We start from the raw sequence: 20,764 nt of genomic DNA, 5'->3' as shown, positions 1-20,764 counted from the left end.
CAGACACAGGGAGTTTCCTTGACCAGGCACGGACTGCACCGCATCACCCGGTTCCGTTCCGGACCCCGGCGTAAGGCGATTGCCATCGGCGTGGTCGGCGGTTCGGTGGTGGCCGGCATCGTGGCGACCATGATGCCGCTGCTGGCCAGCGACGACCTGTCGATCCGGGCGGCGGCGGACACCACCGCGACCGCGGTGACGCAGGACGGTGACAACGCGGCCAAGACGACCCTCGCGACCTGCGCGACGCGCTGCGACGGCAACCCGCGCGGTGGCCGCGAGGCGGTCATCGAGTTCGCGGTGACCACCGTGCCGGCCGCCGCGGTCAACGTCCGGGCGACGCTGCGGATGCACGCCTGGCAGCAGTTCGCCGCCACGGTGACGGCGCACGCGTCGCCGTTGAGTGCCCGCGAGTCGCGGCCTCCGCTGACGCCGGCCGGCGCCGCGCTGGACAGCGTGACCAGCGTGTCCAAGGGCGTCAACGAGTGGGACGTCTCCAAGCTGGTCACCGGCAACGGCACCTGGACGGTCTCGCTGGCGCAGAGCGGCCTGGAGAGCCGGATCTACTGGGCGTCGGTCGAGAACCGCAACCCGGACCTGCGACCCAGCCTGGTGATCAGCTACGACCTCGGGTCCCGGCCGTCGCCGGTGACGACCACCCGGCCGGCGCCGCCGCCGGCGCCGAGCGTGTCACCGACCACCGCCGCGCCGAAGCCGTCGCCGACCGTCGCCCCGACCCGGACGGCGACCCCGAGCCCCACCGGCACCCTGCCGGCCGGCAAGTGTGGGTCCGTCTCGGACAAGCTCGTCCCGTCCTGTGGCGCCTGGTGGGGCATGTACTCGCCGGCCGGAGCGGCCGGCGGCTGGGACCACGGCAAGGCCGTCGCGGACGTGGAGGCGCAGGTCGGGCGCAAGTTCGACATCGTGCACCGCTACCACGACTTCTCCAACTCGGGCAGCAACGGCGCCTTCCCCGACGTGTACGAACAGCAGCAGATGCGCGAAGGCCGTCTGATGTTCTTCGCCTGGGAGTCCCGCGACTTCTCCGCCGGCACGACCCTCAAGTGGTCCGATGTCTACGGAGGCAAGCAGGACGCGACGATCGACGCGGTCGCCGGCCGGATCCGGGCCGCCGGCGTACCGGTGTTCATCGGCTTCGACCACGAGCCGGAGGACGAGCCGAACAAGGGCAGCGACGCCGACTTCGTACGGGCCTGGCGCTACGTCCACGAGCGGTTCGCCAGCGCCGGCGCGACCAACGCGGTCTGGGTCTGGACGATGATGGGCTGGTCGGGGCACTACTCCCGGTACGCCGGCCTGTACCCCGGTGACCGGTACGTCGACTGGGTCGCCTACGACCCGTACAACTTCCACGTCTGCAACGGCAGCACGGTGTGGAAGAGCCCGAGCACGACGATCGGTGGCTTCTACCGTTGGCTGGACGACAACGGCATCGGCGCCGGCAAGCCCCGGATGCTCGCCGAGTTCGGCACCAACTTCAACTCCGCCGACCCGGGCGCCAAGCAGCGCTGGTTCCAGGAGTTCCCAGCGGCGCTGAAAGCGCACCCGAAGATCAAGGCGGCCATCTACTTCAACTCGGCCGGTATGACCAGCCGCACGTCGACCTGTGACATGACGATGAACCACGACGCCGCGGCGGTGGCGGGCTTCACGCAGGCCGGCAAGGACTCCTACCTGCGGCAACCCACCGGAGGTAGCCGCTGACGACCCGAATGAACTGACCGGACGGCGTTCGCCGGGGGGTCGCGCAACCGATCCTCCGGCGTTCTGTCGGCTTGCGGATTCATGCACCGCCCAATCGGCGGATTTTGTTAACCAGGCTGGACGAGGCACGCTACCTCGGGTTCTCATCCAATCTGGAGGCGCAGCGTGCCCATACTTCCGCACTTGTGGCGTTCCGCAGGACGACGTCGTACTCGGGCGGGGATGGTCGCGTTGGCGATCATCGCCGCAGCTCTGGGCGTGCCCACCACCGCGTCGGCCGCTGTGGTGCCGGCCCCGACGACGGCGACGCTGGTGTCGGCGAACCCCGCCGACGCGACCCCGCACGCCCGGGACGGTGAAACCCGCGCCTTCGCGCAGGTGGGCAACACGGTCTTCGTCGGCGGCAGCTTCACCCAGCTCCGGCAGACCGCCAGTTCCGCGTGGATCACGCAGCGTTACCTCTTCGCGTACGACCGGACCACCGGCACCATGTCGACCACCTTCCTTCCGGTGCTCGACGGCGCGGTCAACACCCTCATCGCCGGCCCCGGCGGCACGCTGATCGTCGGCGGCGCCTTCAAGAACGTCAACGGCGTCTCCCGCAAGAACCTGGTGGCGCTCAACCCGTCGACCGGCGCGATCATCGACAGCTGGGTCGGGCGTTCCGACGGTGGCACGGTCCGCGACCTGGCGCTGTCCGGCAACTGGCTGTACGTGGCCGGTGCGTTCAACTGGCTCAACGGCACCGCGCACGTGGGTCTCGGCCGGCTCAACGCGACCACCGGCGCGATCGACCCGAGCTTCAGCATCGACGCCACGGTGGGGCGGCACAGCACCACGTCGTACGTCTGGGCCATCGACGTCGCGCCGGACGGCGACACCCTGGTCGTCGGCGGCAACTTCACGCTCGTCAACGGCCTGCCGCGCAACCAGATGGCGTTGGTGGACGTCTCCGGGACGCCCGCGGTGCTGGACTGGAGCACCGAGAAGTTCGTCGCGCCGTGCGCCTCGCCGGCGACCTTCGTGCACTACGTGCAGGACGTGAAGTTCGGTGGCGACGGCAGTTGGTTCGTGGTCGGCACCAACGGCGGCGCGGGCTGGCCGTCCGCCTACTGCGACGCCCTGGTCCGCTTCGAGACCGCCGCGCGGGGCAGTGGCCAGCTCGCCACCTGGGTCGACTTCACCGGCAACGACACCATCACCTCGGTGGAGGTGGCGGACAACATCATCTACCTGGGCGGGCACTTCCGCTGGCTGAACAACCCGAACGCCAGCGACAACGCCGGCAACGGGGCGATCGACCGGCTCGGCATCGCCGCCGTCACTCCGGCGACCGGCATGCCGGTGAACTGGAACCCGCGCCGCAGTGGCAGCGCGTCGATGCCCGCCGGCACCACCGCGTGGGGTTCGTCGGTACCGGTGCTGTGGCGTGGTTCGGACGGCCTCTACTTCGGGCACAACTCCGACGGCATGGGCGACGAGTACCACGGCCGGCTGGGCATGTTCCCGCTGGCCGGCGGGCGCACGATCGCCCCGAAGAACCCCCCGTCGGCCACCAGTGGCAACCTCTACCTGAGCACCGCCCCGGGCACTGTGGCGAAGGTGCCGTTCGACGGCACCGCGCTGGGCACCGCGACCACTGTCAGCCAGCCCGCGTACACGGCGGCCGGTGCGACGTGGCGGGTCGACGACCGGATCTACTGGTCGCACACGGTGGCCGGCACGCCCACCGGTAGCCGGATCGACGTCTCGCTCTTCAACGGCGGCGCGATCGGCTCGCCGTGGGAGGCGTCCGGCTACAACGACTGGTACAACCCGGCGTTGCTCACCGGTGCCTTCTTCCTCGACGGCAGGCTCTACTACACCCGTACCGGGGCGAACAGTCTCTTCTACCGCTACTTCGAGATCGACGGTAACTACCTCGGCGCCACCGAGTTCACACTGCCGAGCACCGGGCAGAACTGGTCCGGTGTGCGGGGGATGGCCTGGGTGAACGGCCGGATCGTCTACGGGGCCACCGATGGCAACCTGCGCAGTGTGGCGTTCGATCCGACGGCCGCGCCGGCCGCTGTGGTCAGCGGTGCCACCGGGTTCGTGGTCAGCACCGCGACGCCCGAGTTGTCCTGGTCTACCCCATCGACGTTCTTCTCCGTAGAGTAAGGGTCAACCGTTCGTAACGGAGGATCGGTAGATTGTTCACGTAGGGCCGGTGGCGGCTACCGCCGCCACCGGCCCCGCGACGTGGGGGAGGGTCGTTGCTCGGCGCCGCTGGCATCCGAACGAGACGCGCGGTGCGTCTGGTCTTCGCGGTCAAACGCGGCTGGTACCGGCTCCGCTACCGGCGGTTGACACTCGGCCGGGACGTGGAGATCCGTGGCCGGATCCGGCTGCGTCGCGGCGTGCGGGTGACCATCGGTGACCGCACCCGCTTGAACAAGCTCGTCCGCTTCGCCGGCCCCGGCGAGGTGCGCGTCGGCGCGGACTGTCTGCTCAACGCCACCTGGATCGGCACCTGGACGTCCGTGACGGTGGGGGACCGGTGCCTCCTGTCGGACTGCGAGCTGCTCGACAACGACTTCCACAACCTGCCTCCCGAACAGCGGCACGCACCGCCGGGCCCGCTCACCCGGGCCCCGATCGTCCTTGAGGACAACGTCTGGGTCGGCGCGCACGCCCTGGTCCTGAAGGGCGTGCGGGTCGGCCGCGACAGCGTCGTCGGCGCGGCGACGGTGGTCCGCACGGACGTACCACCCGGCGTCGTGGTCGTCGGCAATCCTCAACAGACGGTGAAGAAGTTCCATGACTGACGCAGCGCCCGCCCCCTGGCCCACGGACGGCCCGTCCTCCGGTACCTCCCGGGCCGTGACACTGACGGACCTGCTGCGGGTGCCGATGCACCGGTTGCGGTTGGTGGCGGCGGTCGCCCTGGTCGGTCTGCTCGCCGCGCTCAGCTACGTGCTGCTGGTGCCGCCGGCGCTGTCCGCGAGCGCGGTGGTCGCGGTCCGACCGGTGGTCACCGACGCCTTCACCCCCAGCGGCGCGGGCGCCGACCGCGCGGTCAACATGAACGTGGAGAGCGGCATCGCCACCGGCACCGAGGTGGTGCAGCGGCTCGCCGAGTCGGCCGGCGGTGACCCGCGCGACATCCGCGACGCGCTCGAGGTCGAGGTGCCCACCGGCGGGCAGATCCTGCGCTTCACCTACCAGGCGCGCGACGCGCACCGGGCGGTGCAGAGCGCCAACATGGCCGCCGAGGCCTACCTGAGCGTGCGCCGGACCATGTACGAGCAGCAGCGCGCCGAGATGCTGCGCTCCTACGACGCCAGCATCACCAAGGTCGTCAGCCAGCAGACCGCGTTGCAGAAGCGGGCGAACACCGCCAAGGACACCGCCGCCGGTGACGCGCTGGTGGCCGAGCTGGCCGGGATCAACAACCAGCTCACCCAGCTCAACGCCGCCCGTACCGAGATCGCGGCCGTCGACGTCAACCCCGGCTGGGTCACCCAGACCGCCGAGAAGGCGCTGGTCACCTCCGCCGGGCACCGGCCGCTCTACCTGGTCGCCGGCCTGCTCGGTGGCGCCCTGGTCGGCATCGTGCTGGCCTACCTCTGGGAGTCGACCGACCGGCGGGTCCGCTCGGTCGCCGACGGCCGGGAGGCCTCCGGCCTGCCGTTGCTCGGCACCGTGCGCCGACCGGCGTTCCGGGGCAGCCCCCGGGCGGTCGACGCCGACGTCCGGTACGTGGCGATGGCGGTCGCCGAGCGCGTCCGGCAGCCCGCCCGGGTGGCGCTGCTCAGCGCCCGGGAGGACGCCACAGCGCTCACCGCCGGGCTCGCGGTGGCGCTCGCCGTCGACGGCCGGGAGGTCTTCGTCGCCGACGACAGCGGCCGGATCGAGCGGCTGCGGGCCAGCGTGCTCGCCGACCGGGGGCGGCTGCCCATCGACCCGTCCCGGCCGCTGGTGCCCAAGCCCCGACCGGCCGGCAGCACACCGGCCGCCGGTGCCACCACTGACAGCGCCCCCGCCCGTCGACCCTCCCCGCACCCGCCCGGCGCCCGCCCGTCCACCGACCCGGACGCCACGCTGACCTTGCCGCGGGTGTCGTCCGCCCGCCCGGAGAACAATCGCGTCGTCGCCCCGGACGAGGTTGCCGTGGGAGTGGGCAGTGTCCGGTTCGGCACCTGGCGACAGGGCGCCGATCACGGTCTGGTCCTGTTCAACGCCCCTCCGGCGGAGTCCGACGAGCGTGGCGTGGCCGTCGCCCGGCAGGGCAGCGCGGTGGTGGTCGTCGAGCGGGACCGCACCCGGCAGAGCGACCTGCGACGCCTCGTGGAGCGGCTGCGCGCCGCCGGCGTCACCCCGCTGGGCTTCGTGCTCACCCGAAACGGCCGGGCCTGAGCGTGTCGGTGACCCGCGCCCCGGCGACCGAACCACCGTCCGGAGGCGCTCCGGAGCAGGCCGCGCCGCTGCCGCCGTCCGCGCCACCGCAGCTGCCGCTCTGGCCGTTGTCGATGATGTTCGGCCTGGTGCCACTGTGGTGGCTGCTCGGCGCGTTCTACCTCGGCTGGCCGCTGCTGGGCGCGCTGCTGTTCGCGTTGCTGCTCACCCGGGGGCGGGTGCCGCTGCCGCCGGCGGCCGGCATCTGGCTGCTCTTCCTCGCCATCGTGGTGGTCAGCGCCACCCAACTGTCGTCGCCCGCCTCGCTGCTCACCTTCGCCCTGCGCCTGGCCTTCTACCTGACCGCGCTGGTGGTCGGCGTCTACGTCTACGCCGCCGCCCGGGAACGCTCCAGCCTGGTGGCGGTGCTCACCCCGCTCTGCACGTTCTGGTTCGGGCTGGTCGCGCTGGGCTGGCTCGGGGTGCTGGTGCCCCGGCTGGCCATGACGACCCCGATGGAGGTGCTGCTGCCCGGCGGGGTGGCCGGCACCCCGTTCATCCAGGACATGGTGCACCTCACCACGGCTGAGTACAGCGCCCGCTCGCTGAACCCGATCTACCGGCCGGCGGCGCCGTTCGCGTACACCAACAACTACGGCAGCGCGTACGCCATGACCCTGCCGTGCGTGGTGGCCTTCGCCATGCTGCGCCCGCGCGGGTTGCTGCGCTGGGCGCTGCTGGCGTCGCTGCCGCTGTCGCTGGCACCGGCGTTCCTCACCCTCAACCGGGCGATGTTCCTCAGCCTCGGCGCCGGGCTGGCGGTGCTCGGGGTGCGGGCCAGCCTGCGCGGCAACGTCCGGGTGGCCGCGTCGATCGTCGGGGTGGTGGTGATCGGCGCGCTGGCCACACTGTTCATTCCCATCACCGAGCTGATCAGCAGACGGGTCGACTCCAGTGACACCAACACCGACCGGCTCTCGCTCTACACCGAGGTGATCCGCCGGGTGCAGGAGTCACCGTGGTTGGGCTACGGCGCTCCGGTGAACGTCGACACCGTGTCGGCGGCCGCGCCGATCGGCACCCAGGGGCAGTTGTGGATGGTGCTGTTCAGCCATGGCGTACCCGCGCTTCTCTGCTTCCTGGCGTGGTTCGTGGCCGCCGCGGTGATCTGCGCGCGGGCGAAATCGGCGGCCGGGCAGTGGTTGGCGGTGGTGCCCGTGGTCTGCCTCGTGCAGATCCCGTTCTACGGCATGGCGAACCAGAACCTGGCGGTCGCGTTCTTCGCCGTCGCCTTCGCGATGGCGTTGACCGAACGCGAACGGCTGACCCGGCTGGTCGGGGCGTCGCCGGCGGCCCCGCGCACCGTGACGGTGCCCGCATGACCGCCGCCACCCGACCACCGGCCGGTGCCGACGAGGGCCGGCCGCCGTCCGGCCCCGGCCAGGACCAGGCCACACCGTCGCCCGCCGGGGATGTCGGCGCGGCCGAGACCCGCCGCAGCGCGCGCAGCGGGGTGGCCGGCCTGCTGGGCGCGGCCACCAGCGGGTTGTTCGGGTTCGTGCTGGCCGTCGTGATCACCCGGGGGTACGGCACGGCCGGCGCGGGCGCGTTCTTCGCCGCGATCGGTGTCGTCACCGTGGCCACCGCGATCTGCACCCTCGGCGCGGAGACCGGTCTGATGTGGGCGCTGCCCCGGCGCACCGCCGGTGTGCGCGGTGACGCGGCCCGGATCCTCCCGGTGGCGCTGATCCCGCCCCTGCTGGCCGGGCTCCTGGTGGCCGGTGTGGGCGTGCTGGCCGCCGACGCGCTCGCGCCCCGGCTGCTGGAGGGCTCCGGCGCGAGCGGCGACACACTGCTCACCGTCACGTTCGCCGCGGTGCCGGTGGTGGTGGCGATGACTTTGCTGCTGGCGGCGCTGCGCTGCGTACGGCCCATCCGGGCGTACGTCGGGGTGCAGTTCCTGCTGCTGCCGGTCGCCCGCCCGGTGCTGGTCGGCGCCGCCGCGCTGGCCGGTGGTGGTCTGCTCGCCGGCATGACCGGCTGGTTGGTGCCGGCGGCGTTGGCGCTGCTGGTCTGCCTCACCCTCGTCGCCGGCCCGCTCGGGCTGGGCCGGGGGGCGACGCTGCGTCCACGCCGCGCCGACTGGTTGACGTTCTGGCGCTTCGCGCTGCCCCGGGCCGCCTCGGCGGCCATCGACGCCGGCAGCATGTGGGTGGGGGTGCTGCTCACCTCGGCGCTGGCCGGGCCGGCGGACGCCGGCGTGTTCGGGGCCGTCGGCCGGTACGTGCTGGCCGGTCAGTTGGCCATGCAGGGGCTGCGGGTGGCGGTGTCCCCGCAGTTGTCCCGACTGCTCGGGCGGGGCGAGCGGGCCGCCGCGGCGGCCGTGCACCGGCAGCTGACCACCTGGGGCCTGGTGTTGTCCTGGCCGGTGTACCTGCTGCTGGCGGTCTTCGCGTTGGCCTTCCTCCAGCTGTTCGGGCCGGAGTTCACCGCCGGGGTGCCGGCGATGACGGTGCTCGCGCTGGCGATGCTGGTCAACACCGGAGTGGGCAACGTGCAGAGCCTGCTGCTGATGGGCGGGCGCAGCGGCCTGCACCTGGTCGCCGCCGTGGCCGGGTTGACGGTGACCGTGTCGCTGGGTCTCTGGCTGATCCCCTTGTACGGCGCGACGGGCGCGGCGGTGGCCTGGGCGGCCGGGATCGCCACCGAGAACCTCACCGCCGCCGGGTTCGCCCGGTCGGTGGTTCGGGAGCCACTGTTCGACGCCGCGATGGTGCGTGCCGCGGTGGCCACCGTCGCCGGTGTGGGCCTGGCCGCCGGCGTCGGCGCACTGGTGGGCGGTCGCGGTCTGCCCGGCCTCGCGGTGGCGCTGGCGGTGCTGCTGGCCGGCTGCGTCGGCATGTTGACGTTGCCCCGGGTACGCGCCGGTATCCGGGGGACCATGAGGCAGATCCGTGGAGGGAACGACGCGGCCGCGGCCGCCGGACCCGCCCCGGCATCGACGAGAGGCAGGTGAGGTCCGTCGTGGTGTCCATGCGTGACCGGGTCAAGCAGTTGGTTCCGACCCAGGTGACCACCCGGGTGAAGGAGTCGCTCGTCGACTACGGCGTTCGCACCAGCGATCGCCGGCCGCTGCCGGACTTCCTGATCATCGGGACCAAACGGGGCGGCACCACCTCGCTGTGGAACTACCTCATCCAGCATCCGCTGGTGCCCCGGCTGTTCCCCGCGTGGAACACCAAGTCGGCGCACTACTTCGAGGAGCACTGGGGTCGCGGCGAAGCCTGGTACCGCTCGCATTTCCCGACCGAGCGGCAACGCGACGCCCTGGCCAAGCGGCACGGTGGGCCGGTCCGGGTCGGTGAGGCCGCCCCGCTGTACATGTTCCACCCGCTCGCCGCGCAGCGGGTCGCCGCGCTGATGCCGACGGTGAAGCTCATCGTGCTGCTGAGGGACCCGGTGGAGCGGGCGTACTCGCACTGGAAGGAACGCCGCACCCACGGCATCGAACCACTGGACTTCGCCGCCGCCCTCGCCGCCGAGCCGGAGCGTACGGCGGGGGAGCGGGAACGGCTGATCGCCGAACCGGAGTCGTTCAGCGAGCCGTACGACTGGTACACGTACCGGGCCCGGGGGCGCTACCTGGAGCACCTGGAGCCGTGGCTGGAGCGCTTCGACCGGCAGCAGATCCTCTTCCTGCCCAGCGAGGACCTGTACCGCGACTCTCGCGCGACCTACCGGCGCACCCTGGACTTCCTCGGTCTGCCGGCGTACGACCTGCCCAACTTCAAGGTCTACAACGATCGACGTTCGGCGCCGTTGGAGCCGACGGTCCGCGCTGAGCTGACCGACTACTACCGGCCGTACAACGACGCGTTGCGCCAGCGGCTCGGGCTGGACCTCGACTGGGCGGACCGGGCGGCGTGACGACCCAGGCGGGCCCGGCCACCGACCCGCGCTCCCGGGGGGACGGCCTGGGTTGGGTGAGCCGCGCGGTCTTCCCGGACGACCGGGTCGGCCTGACCGTGGCGGGCGCCCCGCCGGCCGGTCACCGGGCGGTGGCCCGGTACGCGGTGGTGCCGTCGGTCGACCGGGCCCGGTTCCTGGTGCCGTTGGGCGCGCCCCGGGCCGGGGCGGCGTCCCTGCTGGCGTACAACGCCCTGCGGCCACCGAAGGTGCGCGCGCTGCGGGCGGTGCTCGGCGGGTTGGCCCGGTTGGGTCGGGTGGGGCTCGCGCCCTTCCCGACGTTGACCGTCACGGTGCCGGCCGGGGTGCCCGCCGCGGACCTGCTGCTGAGCGAGCGGCTCTCCGCCGACCTGGGTGACACGCCACTGCTGGCCGCTTTCGGGGTCCGCCCACCCGACCCGAACGGCAAGCCCACCCTGCAGCTCTTCGACGCCGACGGGCGTCCGCGCGGCTACGCGAAGATCGGCTGGAATGACGCGACCCGCGCGCTGGTCAGCGCGGAGGCGGCGGCGCTGCGGGCGTTGCCCGCGGTGGCCGACGTCGCCGACCACCCGACGCCGCCGAGGCTGCTCGCCGAGGTGTCCTGGGCGGGCCAGGTGGTCGCGGTGATCGAGCCGTTGCCTCCCGCGGTTCGCGGTGTGCCGGTGGACGACCCACCACGGATCGCCGCGCTGCTCGCCGTCGCCCGGCGCGGCGGCCCGGCAGGCACCCCTCGTCCGCTGCTCGACTCGGCCTTCCTGCACCGGCTGGGCGATCAGGCCGGCCGGGCCGCGGCGACCGAGCCGGGCGGTGCGCGGGCGGTCGCCGCGGTCTGCGCGCTGGCCCGCCGGCACGGCGACACCAGTGTCGAGTTCGGTCACTGGCACGGCGACTGGGTGCCGTGGAACCTGGGCTGGCACGCCGGCCGGTTGGTCGCCTGGGACTGGGAGCACAGCGGGCCGGACGTGCCGGTCGGTTTCGACCTGGCGCACGACGCGTTCCAGCGCGCGCTCGTGCTGCGGGGGGAGCCGGCGGAGGTCGCCGCGTCGGCCGTCGACGGGTATCTGAGCCGGCACGGTGAGCGGCTCGGTCTCGACGCGGCGCAGCGCCGGCTCGTCGCCGACGCGTACCTGGTGGAGATGTGGTTGCGGACCTGGCGGCTGGCCGACGCGGGCGCGGGCTGGAACGCCGCACTGCATCCCGCACTGTTGGACGTCATCGAGAAAAGACATAGCGGCTGATCGGGAGGAATCGCGGCGGCGCAGGCACGCCGCAGAGTAACGACAAAATCGCAGGTGGTCATGACGATCGATGGACCTCGGACGTTCGGTGCGCCCGCACCACCTGCTGCGGAGATCGTCATCTCGGCCGGTCGCTCTATTCAACGACCGGGGATCGTGTGATCTGCTTCTGCCTGGCGTGAACTGAAATTCCAAGCGAACTTGTGGGGAGTCGCGTGGACACGAACAACGACGACAGTGGGGCACCGGTGCTGCTGCTGGTCGGCTCCAGCGGCGGGCACCTGGCCCAACTACTGGCCTTGCGGCCCTGGTACGAACGGTGGCGGCGCTGCTGGGTCACCTTCGACACCCCGGAGGCGGTGTCGCTGCTGGCCGGCGAGGACCTGGTGCCGGCACACCACCCGACCACCCGCAACGTGCCGAACCTGCTGCGCAACGCGCTGCTGGCCTGGCGTGTGCTGCGGGCGCGGCGGGTCGCCGCCGTGGTCACCACCGGCGCCGGGGTGGCGGTGCCGTTCGTGGTGCTGGCCCGGTTGCGGCGCATCCCGACCGTCTACATCGAGGTGTACGACCGGATCGACACCCCGACGCTCACCGCCCGGCTCTGCCGGCCGTTCCTGTCCGCGATGCTCGTGCAGTGGGACGAGCAGCGCCGGCAGTACCCCGAGGCGACAGTCGTCGGGACGCTGCTGTGACGGGGGAGACGGGCACCGCCTGGCGTCCGCAACCGAGCACCGAGGCGGCCCGCCTGCCGCGCCAGCGCGACAGCTCGGCGGTCGCCCAGCTGCGACTGCTGGTGGCGGTGGGCACCGACAAGCACCAGTTCGACCGGCTCGTGGACTGGCTGGCGCAGTGGCACACGCAGGCCGCCGTCCCGATCGGGCTGACCGTCCAGCACGGGCACACCCGCGCGCCCCAGGTGCCCGGCGCGGTGGCGTTCCTCGGTCACGACGCGTTGCAACAGGCGATGAGCGACGCGCACCTGGTGGTCTGCCACGGTGGCCCGGCGACCATCCTGGAGGCCCGCCGGCACGGCCACCTGCCCATCGTGGTGCCCCGCGACCCGGCTCGCGGTGAGCACGTCGACAACCATCAGCTTCTCTTCGCCCGCCGGCTCGGCGCCGCCGGGCTGGTGGCGCTCTGCGAGACCCGGGAGGCGCTGCACGACGCGCTGACCGCAGGGGTGGCCGACCCATCCCGGTACGCGGTGGCCGCCGACCCGCAGGCACACGAGGCACAACGGGCGGCGGTGGCCCGGGTCGGGCAGATCATCGACGACCTGGTGGCCCGTTCGACCCCGCGCCCACCCCGGTGGCGGGCCTGGTCCCGGCCGCGTCCGGGTACGGAGGAGATTCGATGACCCAGCAGCCGAGCGTCAGCGTCGTGGTGCCCACCCGGGACCGCCCCGAGCTGCTGCGGGCGGCGGTGCGCGCGATCCTGGCGCAGGACTACCCGGGCCCGATCGAGGTCGTGGTGGTGTTCGACCAGTCCGCGCCCGACGAGTCGTTGACAGCGCTGGGCAGCGACCCGACCCGCGTGGTACGCGTGATCAGCAACACCCGTACCGCCGGGTTGGCCGGGGCGCGCAACAGCGGCACCCTCGCGGCCGAGGGTGAGCTGGTCGCGTTCTGCGACGACGACGACGAGTGGCTGCCCGGCAAGCTGGCCGCCCAGGTCGACGCGTTGGCCGGTGATCCGGCCGCCGAGTTCGTCTGCTGCGGCATCCGGGTCACCTATGACGGGCACACCGTCGACCGGGTGCTCGACAAGGACCGGATCACCCTGGACGACCTGTTGCGCGACCGGATGACGGAGCTGCACCCGTCGACCTTCCTGATCCGCGCCACCGCGCTGCGCGACGGGTTCGGGCTGGTCGACGAGGAGATTCCGGGCAGCTACGCGGAGGACTACGAGTTCCTGCTGCGGGCCGCGCGCAGCGCGCCGCTGATCAACCTGCGGACGCCGTCGGTGCTGGTCCGCTGGCACAAGCGCTCGTACTTCGCGCAGCGCTGGGACACCATCTCGGAGGCGTTGCAGTGGTTGCTGCGGCGTTATCCGGAGTTCGCCGGTCAACCGGCCGGCGAAGCCCGGGTGGCAGGGCAGATCGCGTTCGCCCAGGCCGCCGCCGGCGACCGCCGGGGCGCGCTGCGCTGGGCCCGGCGCACCCTGCGCAGCAACCCCCGGGAGCCGCGCGCCTACCTGGCCCTCGCCGTCGCCGGTCGGGTGGTCCGGGCCGACGCGGTGCTACGCACCCTGCACAAGCGCGGTCGGGGGATCTGAGCCGCCGTCGACGGGTGCGGGGCACAGGACGTCCGGCTCAGCGGGCGGCGGCGTCCGCTGGGCGGGACGGTCCGGGGAGCGTGCCGCGCCGGTGGCGGGCCGTGACAGACTGACCGCTGTGTTGCGTTGGCTGACTGCAGGTGAATCGCACGGTCCCGCCCTCGTCGCGATGCTGGAGGGGGTGCCGGCCGGCATCGAGGTGACCACCACCGAGATCGCCGACGAGCTGGCCCGTCGCCGGCTGGGTTACGGCCGGGGTGCCCGGATGTCGTTCGAGCGGGACGAGGTCGAGCTGCTCGGCGGCCTGCGGCACGGCGTCACCCTGGGCAGCCCGGTGGCGATCCGGGTCGGCAACTCCGAGTGGCCGAAGTGGCAGACCGTGATGGCCGCCGACCCGGTCGACCCGGACGAGCTGGCCCGCCAGGCGCGCAACGCCCCGCTGACCCGCCCCCGGCCGGGCCACGCGGACCTGGCCGGCATGCAGAAGTACGGCCACACCGACGCCCGGCCGATCCTGGAGCGCGCCAGCGCCCGGGAGACGGCCGCCCGGGTGGCGGTCGGCACTGTCGCGAAGGCGCTGATCCGGCAGGCGCTCGGCATCGAGATCGTCTCGCACGTCGTCGAGTTGGGCCCGGTGGCCGCGAAGCCGGGGCTGCGCCCCACTCCGTCGGACACCGCCCGGATCGACGCCGACCCGCTGCGCTGCCTCGACCCGGAGGCCAGCGCCCTGATGGTCGCCGAGGTCGACGCCGCGAAGAAGGCCGCCGACACCCTCGGTGGCGTGGTCGAGGTGCTGGCGTACGGGGTGCCGCCGGGGTTGGGCAGCCACGTGCAGTGGGACCGCAAGCTCGACGCCCGGCTGGCCACCGCGCTGATGTCCATTCAGGCGATCAAGGGCGTGGAGATCGGTGACGGCTGGCAGCAGGCCCGATCCCGTGGCTCGGAGGCGCACGACGAGATCATCCCGTCGGCGACCGGCGTGCGCCGGGTCACCGACCGGGCCGGCGGGCTGGAGGGCGGCATCACCACCGGTGAGCCGCTGCGGGTCCGCGCCGCGATGAAGCCGATCTCCTCGCTGAACCGGGCGCTGGCCACCGTGGACGTCGCCACCGGCGAGCCGGCCACCGCCATCAACCAGCGCTCCGACGTGTGCGCGGTGCCCGCCGCGGCGGTGGTCGCCGAGGCGATGGTGGCGCTGGTGCTCGCCGAGGCGGCCACCGAGAAGTTCGGCGGTGACTCGGTCACCGAGATCCGCCGCAACGTGGCCGGTTACCTCGACGCGCTGGTCATCCGCTGATGGCACCGGTGGTCGTGCTGGTCGGCGCGCCCGGTTGCGGCAAGACCACCGTCGGGCGGGCGCTCGCCGCGACGCTCGGCGTGGAGTTCCGGGACACCGACATCGACATCGAGCAGATGGCCGGTAAGCCGATTCCGGAGATCTTCATCGACGAGGGTGAGGCGCACTTCCGTACCCTGGAGCGGGCCGCCGTGGCCGCGGCGCTGGCCGCCGGCACCGGAGTGCTCGCCCTCGGCGGCGGCGCGGTGCTGGCCGAGGAGACCCGGGCCGCGCTGATCGGGCACCGGGTGGTGCACCTCTCGGTCGAGCTGCCCGACGCGGTGAAGCGGGTCGGGCTCGGCGCCGGACGCCCGCTGTTGGCGATCAACCCGCGGGCCACCCTCAAGCACCTGCTGGACCAGCGCCGGCCGCTCTACGCCGAGGTGGCCACCGAGACGGTGATCACCGACGGCCGAACCCCGGCCGAGGTCGTCGCCGAGCTCACCGCCCTGCTCCCGCGCTAACCCCCCCGTCGTCGTCGCCCCCCTCTTGCGCCGATCTTGCACTTTCTGCCCCGGCATAAGGGGCAGTTGCGTCCATGTCGCCAACCGGAAGTGCAAGATCGGCGCAAGAGGGGAGGGGTCTGGGTCAGCTGCGGGCGATCTGGTCGAGGATGTCGGCGAGGGCCTTCGGCTCGCTGAGCATCGGCCAGTGCCCGGTGGGCAACCCGTGCAGCTGGCCGTCGGTCAGCTCGGTGAAGAACGGGTGCTCCTGTCGGATCATCTGCCGCACCACGTCGAGCGGGATGGTGCTGGCGACCAGCGCGGTCGGCACCGAGCGCCCGCCGGTGCGTCGGACCGGGTCGGTGGCGGTCCGCAGCGGCTGCGGGGTGGCCCGGGTGCGCAGCAGCGCGAGCGTCGACTCGTCGAGGCCGGCCAGGTTGGTCGGGTCGGCGGCCGGTTCCCAGGCGGGCGGCGGCAGCAGGTGCCCGGTGCCGATCGCCTCGCGCAGCCGCTGCTGCTCCTCCGGCGGCAGCGTGTCGAACTGCGCCGTGCCGTCCGGCAACGGTCCACTCTCCACATAGACGACCCGGGCGATCCGGTCCGGGACGCGGTCCGCGGCCTGGGCTGCCGGCATCCCGCCGCCGGAGTGCCCGACCAGCAGGACGTCGCGCAGGTCCTCGACCTCGATCAGCCGGACGATGTCGGTGGTGTGCGTGTCCAGGCTGACCTGGGGCCCGGCGAGGTGGTCGCGTTCGGCCAGCCCGGTCAGTGTCATCGGGTGGACCTCGTGCCCCTGCGACCGCAGCGCGGCGGTCACGTCCCGCCACGCCCAGGCGCCCAGCCAGAACCCCGGGACCAGCACGAATGTCGCCATCTGTCGCTCCTTTGCTCGGTTACCGCTAGACCGTACGATCGAATCCGGACAGGATCCGCCCGGTTTGGAGGAGTGTCCCGTGTCACATCCCGCAGGTCGGGTGCTGGCCCTGCTGGAACTGCTGCAGGGCCGGCACCGGTCGACGGCTGCTGACCTCGCCGGCCTGCTCGGTGTGGACGAGCGGACCGTGCGCCGGTATGCGACAACGCTTGTCGAGCTGGGCATCCCCGTCACCGCCGACCGGGGTCGCCACGGCGGCTACCGGCTGCACCCCGGCTACAAGCTGCCGCCGCTGATGCTCACCGACGACGAGGCGGTGGCCGTGCTGCTCGGCCTCGTCGTCGCCGAACGGGTCGGGCTCGCCACCGAGCAGCCCGCCACCGCCAGCGCGCTGGCGAAGATTCGCCGGGTGCTGCCGGCGGCGCTCGCCGACCGGCTCGCTGCCGTCCAGGAGCATCTGGGCTTCACCCTGCGTCGCCCGGAAGCGGAACGCGGACCGGCGTCGGGCACCCTGCTCGCGCTGGCCTCGGCCGCCCGGCACCGGCAGCGGGTGGCGCTGGACTACCGCTCCTGGCGGGGCGAACGATCGCACCGCGAGCTCGACCCGTACGGGTTGGTCTTCCACGCCGGCCGCTGGTACGTCACCGGCCATGATCACCGGCGCGGGGAGGTCCGGACCTTCCGGCTGGACCGGATCGGCGCGGTGACGCCCGGCCTGGCGACGTTCACCGTGCCGGACGGTTTCGAGGCGGTGGCCTTTGTGACCCGGTCGCTGGCCGGGGTGCCGTACCCGCACGAGGTCGAGGTGGTGCTGGAGACCGACCTGGTGGCCGCCCGCCGCCGGATCCCGCCCAGCGTGGCCGAGTTGACCGTCACCACCGACGGGGTGCTGCTGCGGGCCCGGGCGGAGAGCCTGCCCGGGATGGCCGCGCTGCTCGCCGGGCTGGGCTGTCCGTTCACCGTGCGGCGTCCGGACGCGCTGCGCGTCGCGGTGGCCGAGCACGCCCGCCGGTTGGCCGACTGGGCGGCCCGGCCAGCAGGTGGACAGCCGCCGTCGCCGCGCCGCCCACTGGACTAGGCTGCCGGCGATGGACGAGGTGACCCGGATTCCGGTCGGCGGCGAGCGGCCGTACGACGTCTTGGTGGGACGTGACCTGCTGGGCGCGCTGCCTGGCCTGCTGCCCGGCGCGACGCGGGTGGCGGTGCTGCACGCGCCTCCGCTCAAGGCCCTCGCGGACGCGCTCGGCGAGCGGCTGCGCGCCGCCGGCGTCGAGCCGCTGCCGATCGAGGTCCCCGACGCCGAGTCGGGCAAACACATCGACGTGGCCTCCGCCTGCTGGGACCGGCTGGGGGCGGCGGGCTTCACCCGTACCGACGCGGTGGTCGGGGTGGGCGGCGGCGCGGTCACCGACCTGGCCGGCTTCGTCGCGGCCTGCTGGTTGCGGGGGGTGCGCTGGGTGCCGGTGGCGACCTCGCTGCTGGGCATGGTCGACGCCGCGGTGGGCGGGAAGACGGGCATCAACACGGCCGCCGGCAAGAACCTGGTCGGCGCGTTCCACCCGCCGGTCGGGGTGCTGGCCGACCTGGCCACGCTGGACAGCCTGCCCGCTGTCGACCTGGCGGCCGGGTTGGCCGAGGTCGTCAAGTGCGGGTTCATCGCCGACCCGACGATCCTGGATCTCGTCGAGGCCGACCCGGTGGCCGCCACCGACCCGCGTGCGGCGGCGAGCCGGGAGCTGATCGAACGGGCGATCCGGGTCAAGGCCGACGTGGTCGCCGGCGACCTGCGCGAGTCGGGCCTGCGGGAGGTGCTCAACTACGGTCACACCCTGGCCCACGCCATCGAGCAGCACGAGGGCTACCGCTGGCGGCACGGTCACGCCGTCGCCGTCGGTCTGGTGTACGCGGCCACGCTGGCCCGCCTCGCCGGGCGGCTGGACGCGCCGACCGCCGACCGGCACCGGGTCACGTTGACCGCGCTGGGCCTGCCGGTGAGCTACCCGGTCGACGCCTGGCCGCAGCTACTGGCCGCGATGCGGGTGGACAAGAAGACCCGGGGCAGTCGGTTGCGCTTCGTGGTGCTCGACGGGCTGGCCCGCCCGGCGATGCTGGAGGGTCCGGACGACGCGTTGCTGGCGGCGGCGTACCAGGAGGTGGCCAGCCCGTGAGCGCGAGGAGTGAGCCGGGTTTGCGAGCCCCGCAGTCGCGAACGACGGAGGCACGGTGAGGGTCTACGTGCTGAACGGGCCGAACCTGGGCCGGCTGGGCACCCGTGAGCCCGACGTGTACGGCGCGACCACCTACGCCGACCTGGTGGCGCTCTGCGAGACCACCGGTCGGGAGCTGGGGCTGACGGTGACGGTCCGGCAGACCGACGCCGAGCACGAACTGCTCGGCTGGCTGCACACCGCCGCCGACGAGGGCGCCGCGGTGGTGCTCAACCCGGCCGCCTGGTCGCACTACTCGTACGCCGTGCGGGACGCCTGCGCGATGCTGCGCGGGCCGTTGGTGGAGGTGCACATCTCCAACATCCACACCCGTGAGGAGTTCCGGCACCACTCGGTGGTGTCGGCGGTGGCGACCGGTGTGATCTGCGGTTTGGGCATTGACGGCTATCGCCTCGCCCTGCACCATCTGGCCAGCCGCTGAGGGCCCACCGACTGAGCGCTCCGAACGCGGGGCGGTCCGATTCGACGCAGCTTGTAGACTTGCCAGGTCTGTCCGCCAATTGATGATCAAGGCAGGAAATGGCCTCCACCAACGACCTCAAAAACGGCCTGGTACTCAACCTGGATGGCGAGCTGTGGGCCGTCGTCGAGTTCCAGCACGTCAAGCCCGGTAAGGGTGGTGCCTTCGTGCGCACCACGCTGAAGAACGTGCTGTCCGGGAAGGTGGTCGACAAGACCTTCAACGCGGGCACCAAGGTCGAGACCGCGACCGTTGACAAGCGCACGATGCAGTACCTGTACGCCGACGGCGAGGACTTCGTCTTCATGGATCTGGAGACCTTCGACCAGATCACCGTTCCCGGCGGCACCGTCGGCGAGGCAGCCAACTACCTGCTGCCCGAGGCGGAGGCGACCGTCGCCCAGCACGAGGGTGTGCCGCTCTACATCGAGCTGCCCACCAGCGTCGTGCTGGAGGTCACCTACACCGAGCCCGGCCTTCAGGGCGACCGCTCGACCGGCGGCACCAAGCCGGCGACCGTGGAGACCGGCGCCACCGTGCCGGTTCCGCTGTTCATCACCACCGGCGAGAAGATCAAGGTCGACACCCGCGACGGCCGTTACCTCGGCCGCGCCTGATGGCTGAGGGTGCCAAGCAGCAGATGCCGGCGCGCCGCAAGGCGCGCAAGCGGGCGCTGGATGTCCTCTACGAGGCCGACCTTCGGGACAAACCTCCGGTGGAGGTGCTCGCCGGCTACGTGCAGCGGATCGAGCAGCCCCGGCCGGAGCATCTGGGCTACGCGGTGGGCCTGGTTGAGGGCGTCGCCGAGCACCTCAACCGGATCGACGAGCTGATCGCCAGCTACGCCGAGGGTTGGACGCTGGAGCGGATGCCGGTCGTCGACCGCAATCTGGCCCGGATCGCCGTCTACGAGTTGCTCTACGTCGACGAGATCGACGACGCGGTGGCGATCAGCGAGGCCGTGGAACTGGCCCGGCAGATGTCGACCGACGATTCGCCGCGCTTCCTCAACGGGGTGCTCGGCCGGATCGCCGAGTACGCCACCCGCTGAGCGTCGCGCCGACGAACGCCGCAACACGAAGGGGCCCGTGCCATCCGGCACGGGCCCCTTCGGTGCAGCGGTGGATCAGGAGGCGAAGAACGCCCGGGGGTCGGCCACCAGCACGCCGTGCTCGGTGAGCCGCTCGATCAGACCCGACGGTGAGGCGTCGTAGACGATCGCGAGGGCCCGCAGGTCGTCGGCGCGGATGGAGAGCACCCGACCGTTGTAGTCGCCGCGCTGCTGCTGGATGGCGCGGGCGTAGCGGGCCACGTAGGCCAGGTCCTCGGAGGCCTCGTCGTAGAGCCGCTCCAGGTCCAGGACAATCTTGCTGGTGGGCTCGTGACGGACGCCACTGCCGTCAGGCAGCAGCTCCGAGACGGGTACGCGGTAGAACTCGGCCAGCTCGGCCAGACGGGACACCGTCACGGCCCGGTCGCCACGCTCGTACGAGCCGACCACCACGGCCTTCCACCGCCCGTTCGACTTCTCCTCCACACCCTGCAGGGAGAGACCCTGCTGCTGGCGGATGGAGCGCAGGCGGGCGCCCAGAGACTTGGCGTATTCAGAGGGCATTCGGACACTCCCAGTGCTGCTCGGGGTTCTCCCGTCGATCGCTACGGAGCGTGACGGTACGGGGAATGCGACACGTGGTCAAGTGGTCGTGACCCTACCGTTGGGGAGCGTCCGGGAAGTTATCCCCTTTTCCCACGCCTGACCCGGTGGTCAGCAGCCGCCGTCCATCGGCCCGGTGACCACTGGTAACGTGGCGGGAGCCCCGGTCCAGGTCTGCTCAGCGGTCCGGCCGGAGGTGCC

20 protein-coding genes are annotated in these 20,764 nt (G+C 72.5%); 18 read left to right on the top strand and 2 right to left on the bottom strand.

All coding sequences use genetic code 11. The annotated features are described in order from the left end of the window. Nucleotides 1-18: 18 nt before the first annotated feature. The 13 genes from ACX27O_RS20535 (at nt 19) to ACX27O_RS20475 (ending at nt 15,368) form a co-directional block, all read left to right on the top strand. A complete protein-coding gene (locus tag ACX27O_RS20535) occupies nt 19-1,725 on the top strand; it encodes a glycoside hydrolase (RefSeq protein ID WP_030335615.1) in 1,707 nt (568 codons plus the stop codon). Between the two features lie 222 nt (nt 1,726-1,947). Beyond that, on the top strand, nt 1,948-3,885 hold the full coding sequence (locus ACX27O_RS20530; protein WP_210857831.1) for a hypothetical protein: 1,938 nt from the start codon (nt 1,948-1,950) through the stop codon (nt 3,883-3,885). A 131-nt stretch (nt 3,886-4,016) separates the two neighbouring features. Further along, nucleotides 4,017-4,532: an acyltransferase gene (locus tag ACX27O_RS20525; RefSeq protein ID WP_245233720.1), complete on the top strand. Its 516-nt coding sequence runs from the start codon at nt 4,017-4,019 to the stop codon at nt 4,530-4,532. Beyond that, nucleotides 4,525-6,123 carry an LPS biosynthesis protein gene (locus ACX27O_RS20520; protein WP_030335620.1) on the top strand — a complete coding sequence of 533 codons (1,599 nt, stop codon included), beginning with the start codon at nt 4,525-4,527 and terminating at the stop codon, nt 6,121-6,123. Before ACX27O_RS20525 ends, ACX27O_RS20520 begins: the two co-directional genes overlap by 8 nt. A gap of 68 nt (nt 6,124-6,191) precedes the next feature. Beyond that, the gene (locus tag ACX27O_RS20515; RefSeq protein WP_245233722.1) at nt 6,192-7,484 is read left to right on the top strand and encodes an O-antigen ligase family protein; all 1,293 of its coding nucleotides are present in this window, start codon (nt 6,192-6,194) and stop codon (nt 7,482-7,484) included. Further along, complete coding sequence (locus ACX27O_RS20510) at nt 7,481-9,118, top strand: lipopolysaccharide biosynthesis protein (RefSeq protein ID WP_458939924.1); 1,638 nt, start codon at nt 7,481-7,483, stop codon at nt 9,116-9,118. Before ACX27O_RS20515 ends, ACX27O_RS20510 begins: the two co-directional genes overlap by 4 nt. A gap of 8 nt (nt 9,119-9,126) precedes the next feature. Beyond that, nucleotides 9,127-10,029, top strand: coding sequence for a sulfotransferase domain-containing protein (locus tag ACX27O_RS20505; protein WP_030335624.1), 903 nt, complete (start codon nt 9,127-9,129; stop codon nt 10,027-10,029). After that, a complete protein-coding gene (locus ACX27O_RS20500; protein WP_210866553.1) occupies nt 10,026-11,288 on the top strand; it encodes a hypothetical protein in 1,263 nt (420 codons plus the stop codon). The genes ACX27O_RS20505 and ACX27O_RS20500 overlap by 4 nt, the downstream gene beginning before the upstream one ends. 215 nt (nt 11,289-11,503) lie before the next feature. After that, a complete protein-coding gene (locus tag ACX27O_RS20495) occupies nt 11,504-11,983 on the top strand; it encodes a glycosyltransferase family 28 protein (protein WP_030335627.1) in 480 nt (159 codons plus the stop codon). Beyond that, entirely contained in the window at nt 11,980-12,648 is a 669-nt protein-coding gene (locus ACX27O_RS20490) for a glycosyltransferase (RefSeq protein WP_051708748.1), read from the top strand. The genes ACX27O_RS20495 and ACX27O_RS20490 overlap by 4 nt, the downstream gene beginning before the upstream one ends. Further along, complete coding sequence (locus ACX27O_RS20485) at nt 12,645-13,568, top strand: glycosyltransferase family 2 protein (protein ID WP_030335631.1); 924 nt, start codon at nt 12,645-12,647, stop codon at nt 13,566-13,568. Before ACX27O_RS20490 ends, ACX27O_RS20485 begins: the two co-directional genes overlap by 4 nt. Nucleotides 13,569-13,686: 118 nt before the next feature. Then, on the top strand, nt 13,687-14,865 hold the full coding sequence (aroC, locus tag ACX27O_RS20480; RefSeq protein WP_030335634.1) for a chorismate synthase: 1,179 nt from the start codon (nt 13,687-13,689) through the stop codon (nt 14,863-14,865). After that, the gene (locus tag ACX27O_RS20475; protein WP_030335636.1) at nt 14,865-15,368 is read left to right on the top strand and encodes a shikimate kinase; all 504 of its coding nucleotides are present in this window, start codon (nt 14,865-14,867) and stop codon (nt 15,366-15,368) included. Before aroC ends, ACX27O_RS20475 begins: the two co-directional genes overlap by 1 nt. 124 nt (nt 15,369-15,492) lie before the next feature. On the opposite strand, the gene ACX27O_RS20470 is transcribed toward ACX27O_RS20475, so the two are convergent. After that, nucleotides 15,493-16,221 (bottom strand): alpha/beta fold hydrolase, encoded by a 729-nt coding sequence (locus ACX27O_RS20470; protein ID WP_458939923.1) that lies wholly within the window; start codon nt 16,219-16,221, stop codon nt 15,493-15,495. Nucleotides 16,222-16,300: 79 nt separating this feature from the next. Here ACX27O_RS20470 and ACX27O_RS20465 point away from each other — a divergent pair, with 79 nt between their 5' ends. The 5 genes from ACX27O_RS20465 (at nt 16,301) to nusB (ending at nt 19,960) form a co-directional block, all read left to right on the top strand. Then, a complete protein-coding gene (locus tag ACX27O_RS20465; protein WP_210863873.1) occupies nt 16,301-17,299 on the top strand; it encodes a helix-turn-helix transcriptional regulator in 999 nt (332 codons plus the stop codon). A 10-nt stretch (nt 17,300-17,309) separates the two neighbouring features. Further along, on the top strand, nt 17,310-18,389 hold the full coding sequence (aroB, locus tag ACX27O_RS20460; RefSeq protein WP_458939922.1) for a 3-dehydroquinate synthase: 1,080 nt from the start codon (nt 17,310-17,312) through the stop codon (nt 18,387-18,389). A 55-nt stretch (nt 18,390-18,444) separates the two neighbouring features. Further along, entirely contained in the window at nt 18,445-18,870 is a 426-nt protein-coding gene (aroQ, locus tag ACX27O_RS20455) for a type II 3-dehydroquinate dehydratase (protein WP_030335643.1), read from the top strand. 98 nt (nt 18,871-18,968) lie between these two features. Continuing rightward, nucleotides 18,969-19,526: an elongation factor P gene (gene efp / locus ACX27O_RS20450; RefSeq protein ID WP_007458344.1), complete on the top strand. Its 558-nt coding sequence runs from the start codon at nt 18,969-18,971 to the stop codon at nt 19,524-19,526. Between the two features lie 23 nt (nt 19,527-19,549). Next, the gene (nusB, locus tag ACX27O_RS20445; protein ID WP_184188983.1) at nt 19,550-19,960 is read left to right on the top strand and encodes a transcription antitermination factor NusB; all 411 of its coding nucleotides are present in this window, start codon (nt 19,550-19,552) and stop codon (nt 19,958-19,960) included. Nucleotides 19,961-20,035: 75 nt separating this feature from the next. On the opposite strand, the gene bldD is transcribed toward nusB, so the two are convergent. Further along, nucleotides 20,036-20,524: a transcriptional regulator BldD gene (gene bldD, locus ACX27O_RS20440; protein ID WP_007458348.1), complete on the bottom strand. Its 489-nt coding sequence runs from the start codon at nt 20,522-20,524 to the stop codon at nt 20,036-20,038. Between the last annotated feature and the right edge of the window lie 240 nt (nt 20,525-20,764).

This window comes from Micromonospora sp. SD19, from assembly GCF_054462275.1.
This window is presented reverse-complemented; position numbering and strand designations above follow the sequence as displayed.

Coding starts and splice junctions, on each gene's coding strand:
- ACX27O_RS20485 (WP_030335631.1), top strand. CDS start 12,645: ATGACCCAGCAGCCGAGCGTCAGCGTCGTGGTGCCCACCCGGGACCGC.
- ACX27O_RS20475 (WP_030335636.1), top strand. CDS start 14,865: ATGGCACCGGTGGTCGTGCTGGTCGGCGCGCCCGGTTGCGGCAAGACC.
- ACX27O_RS20470 (WP_458939923.1), bottom strand. CDS start 16,221: ATGGCGACATTCGTGCTGGTCCCGGGGTTCTGGCTGGGCGCCTGGGCG.
- bldD (WP_007458348.1), bottom strand. CDS start 20,524: ATGCCCTCTGAATACGCCAAGTCTCTGGGCGCCCGCCTGCGCTCCATC.
- aroB (WP_458939922.1), top strand. CDS start 17,310: ATGGACGAGGTGACCCGGATTCCGGTCGGCGGCGAGCGGCCGTACGAC.
- ACX27O_RS20510 (WP_458939924.1), top strand. CDS start 7,481: ATGACCGCCGCCACCCGACCACCGGCCGGTGCCGACGAGGGCCGGCCG.
- nusB (WP_184188983.1), top strand. CDS start 19,550: ATGCCGGCGCGCCGCAAGGCGCGCAAGCGGGCGCTGGATGTCCTCTAC.
- efp (WP_007458344.1), top strand. CDS start 18,969: ATGGCCTCCACCAACGACCTCAAAAACGGCCTGGTACTCAACCTGGAT.
- ACX27O_RS20530 (WP_210857831.1), top strand. CDS start 1,948: ATGGTCGCGTTGGCGATCATCGCCGCAGCTCTGGGCGTGCCCACCACC.
- ACX27O_RS20520 (WP_030335620.1), top strand. CDS start 4,525: ATGACTGACGCAGCGCCCGCCCCCTGGCCCACGGACGGCCCGTCCTCC.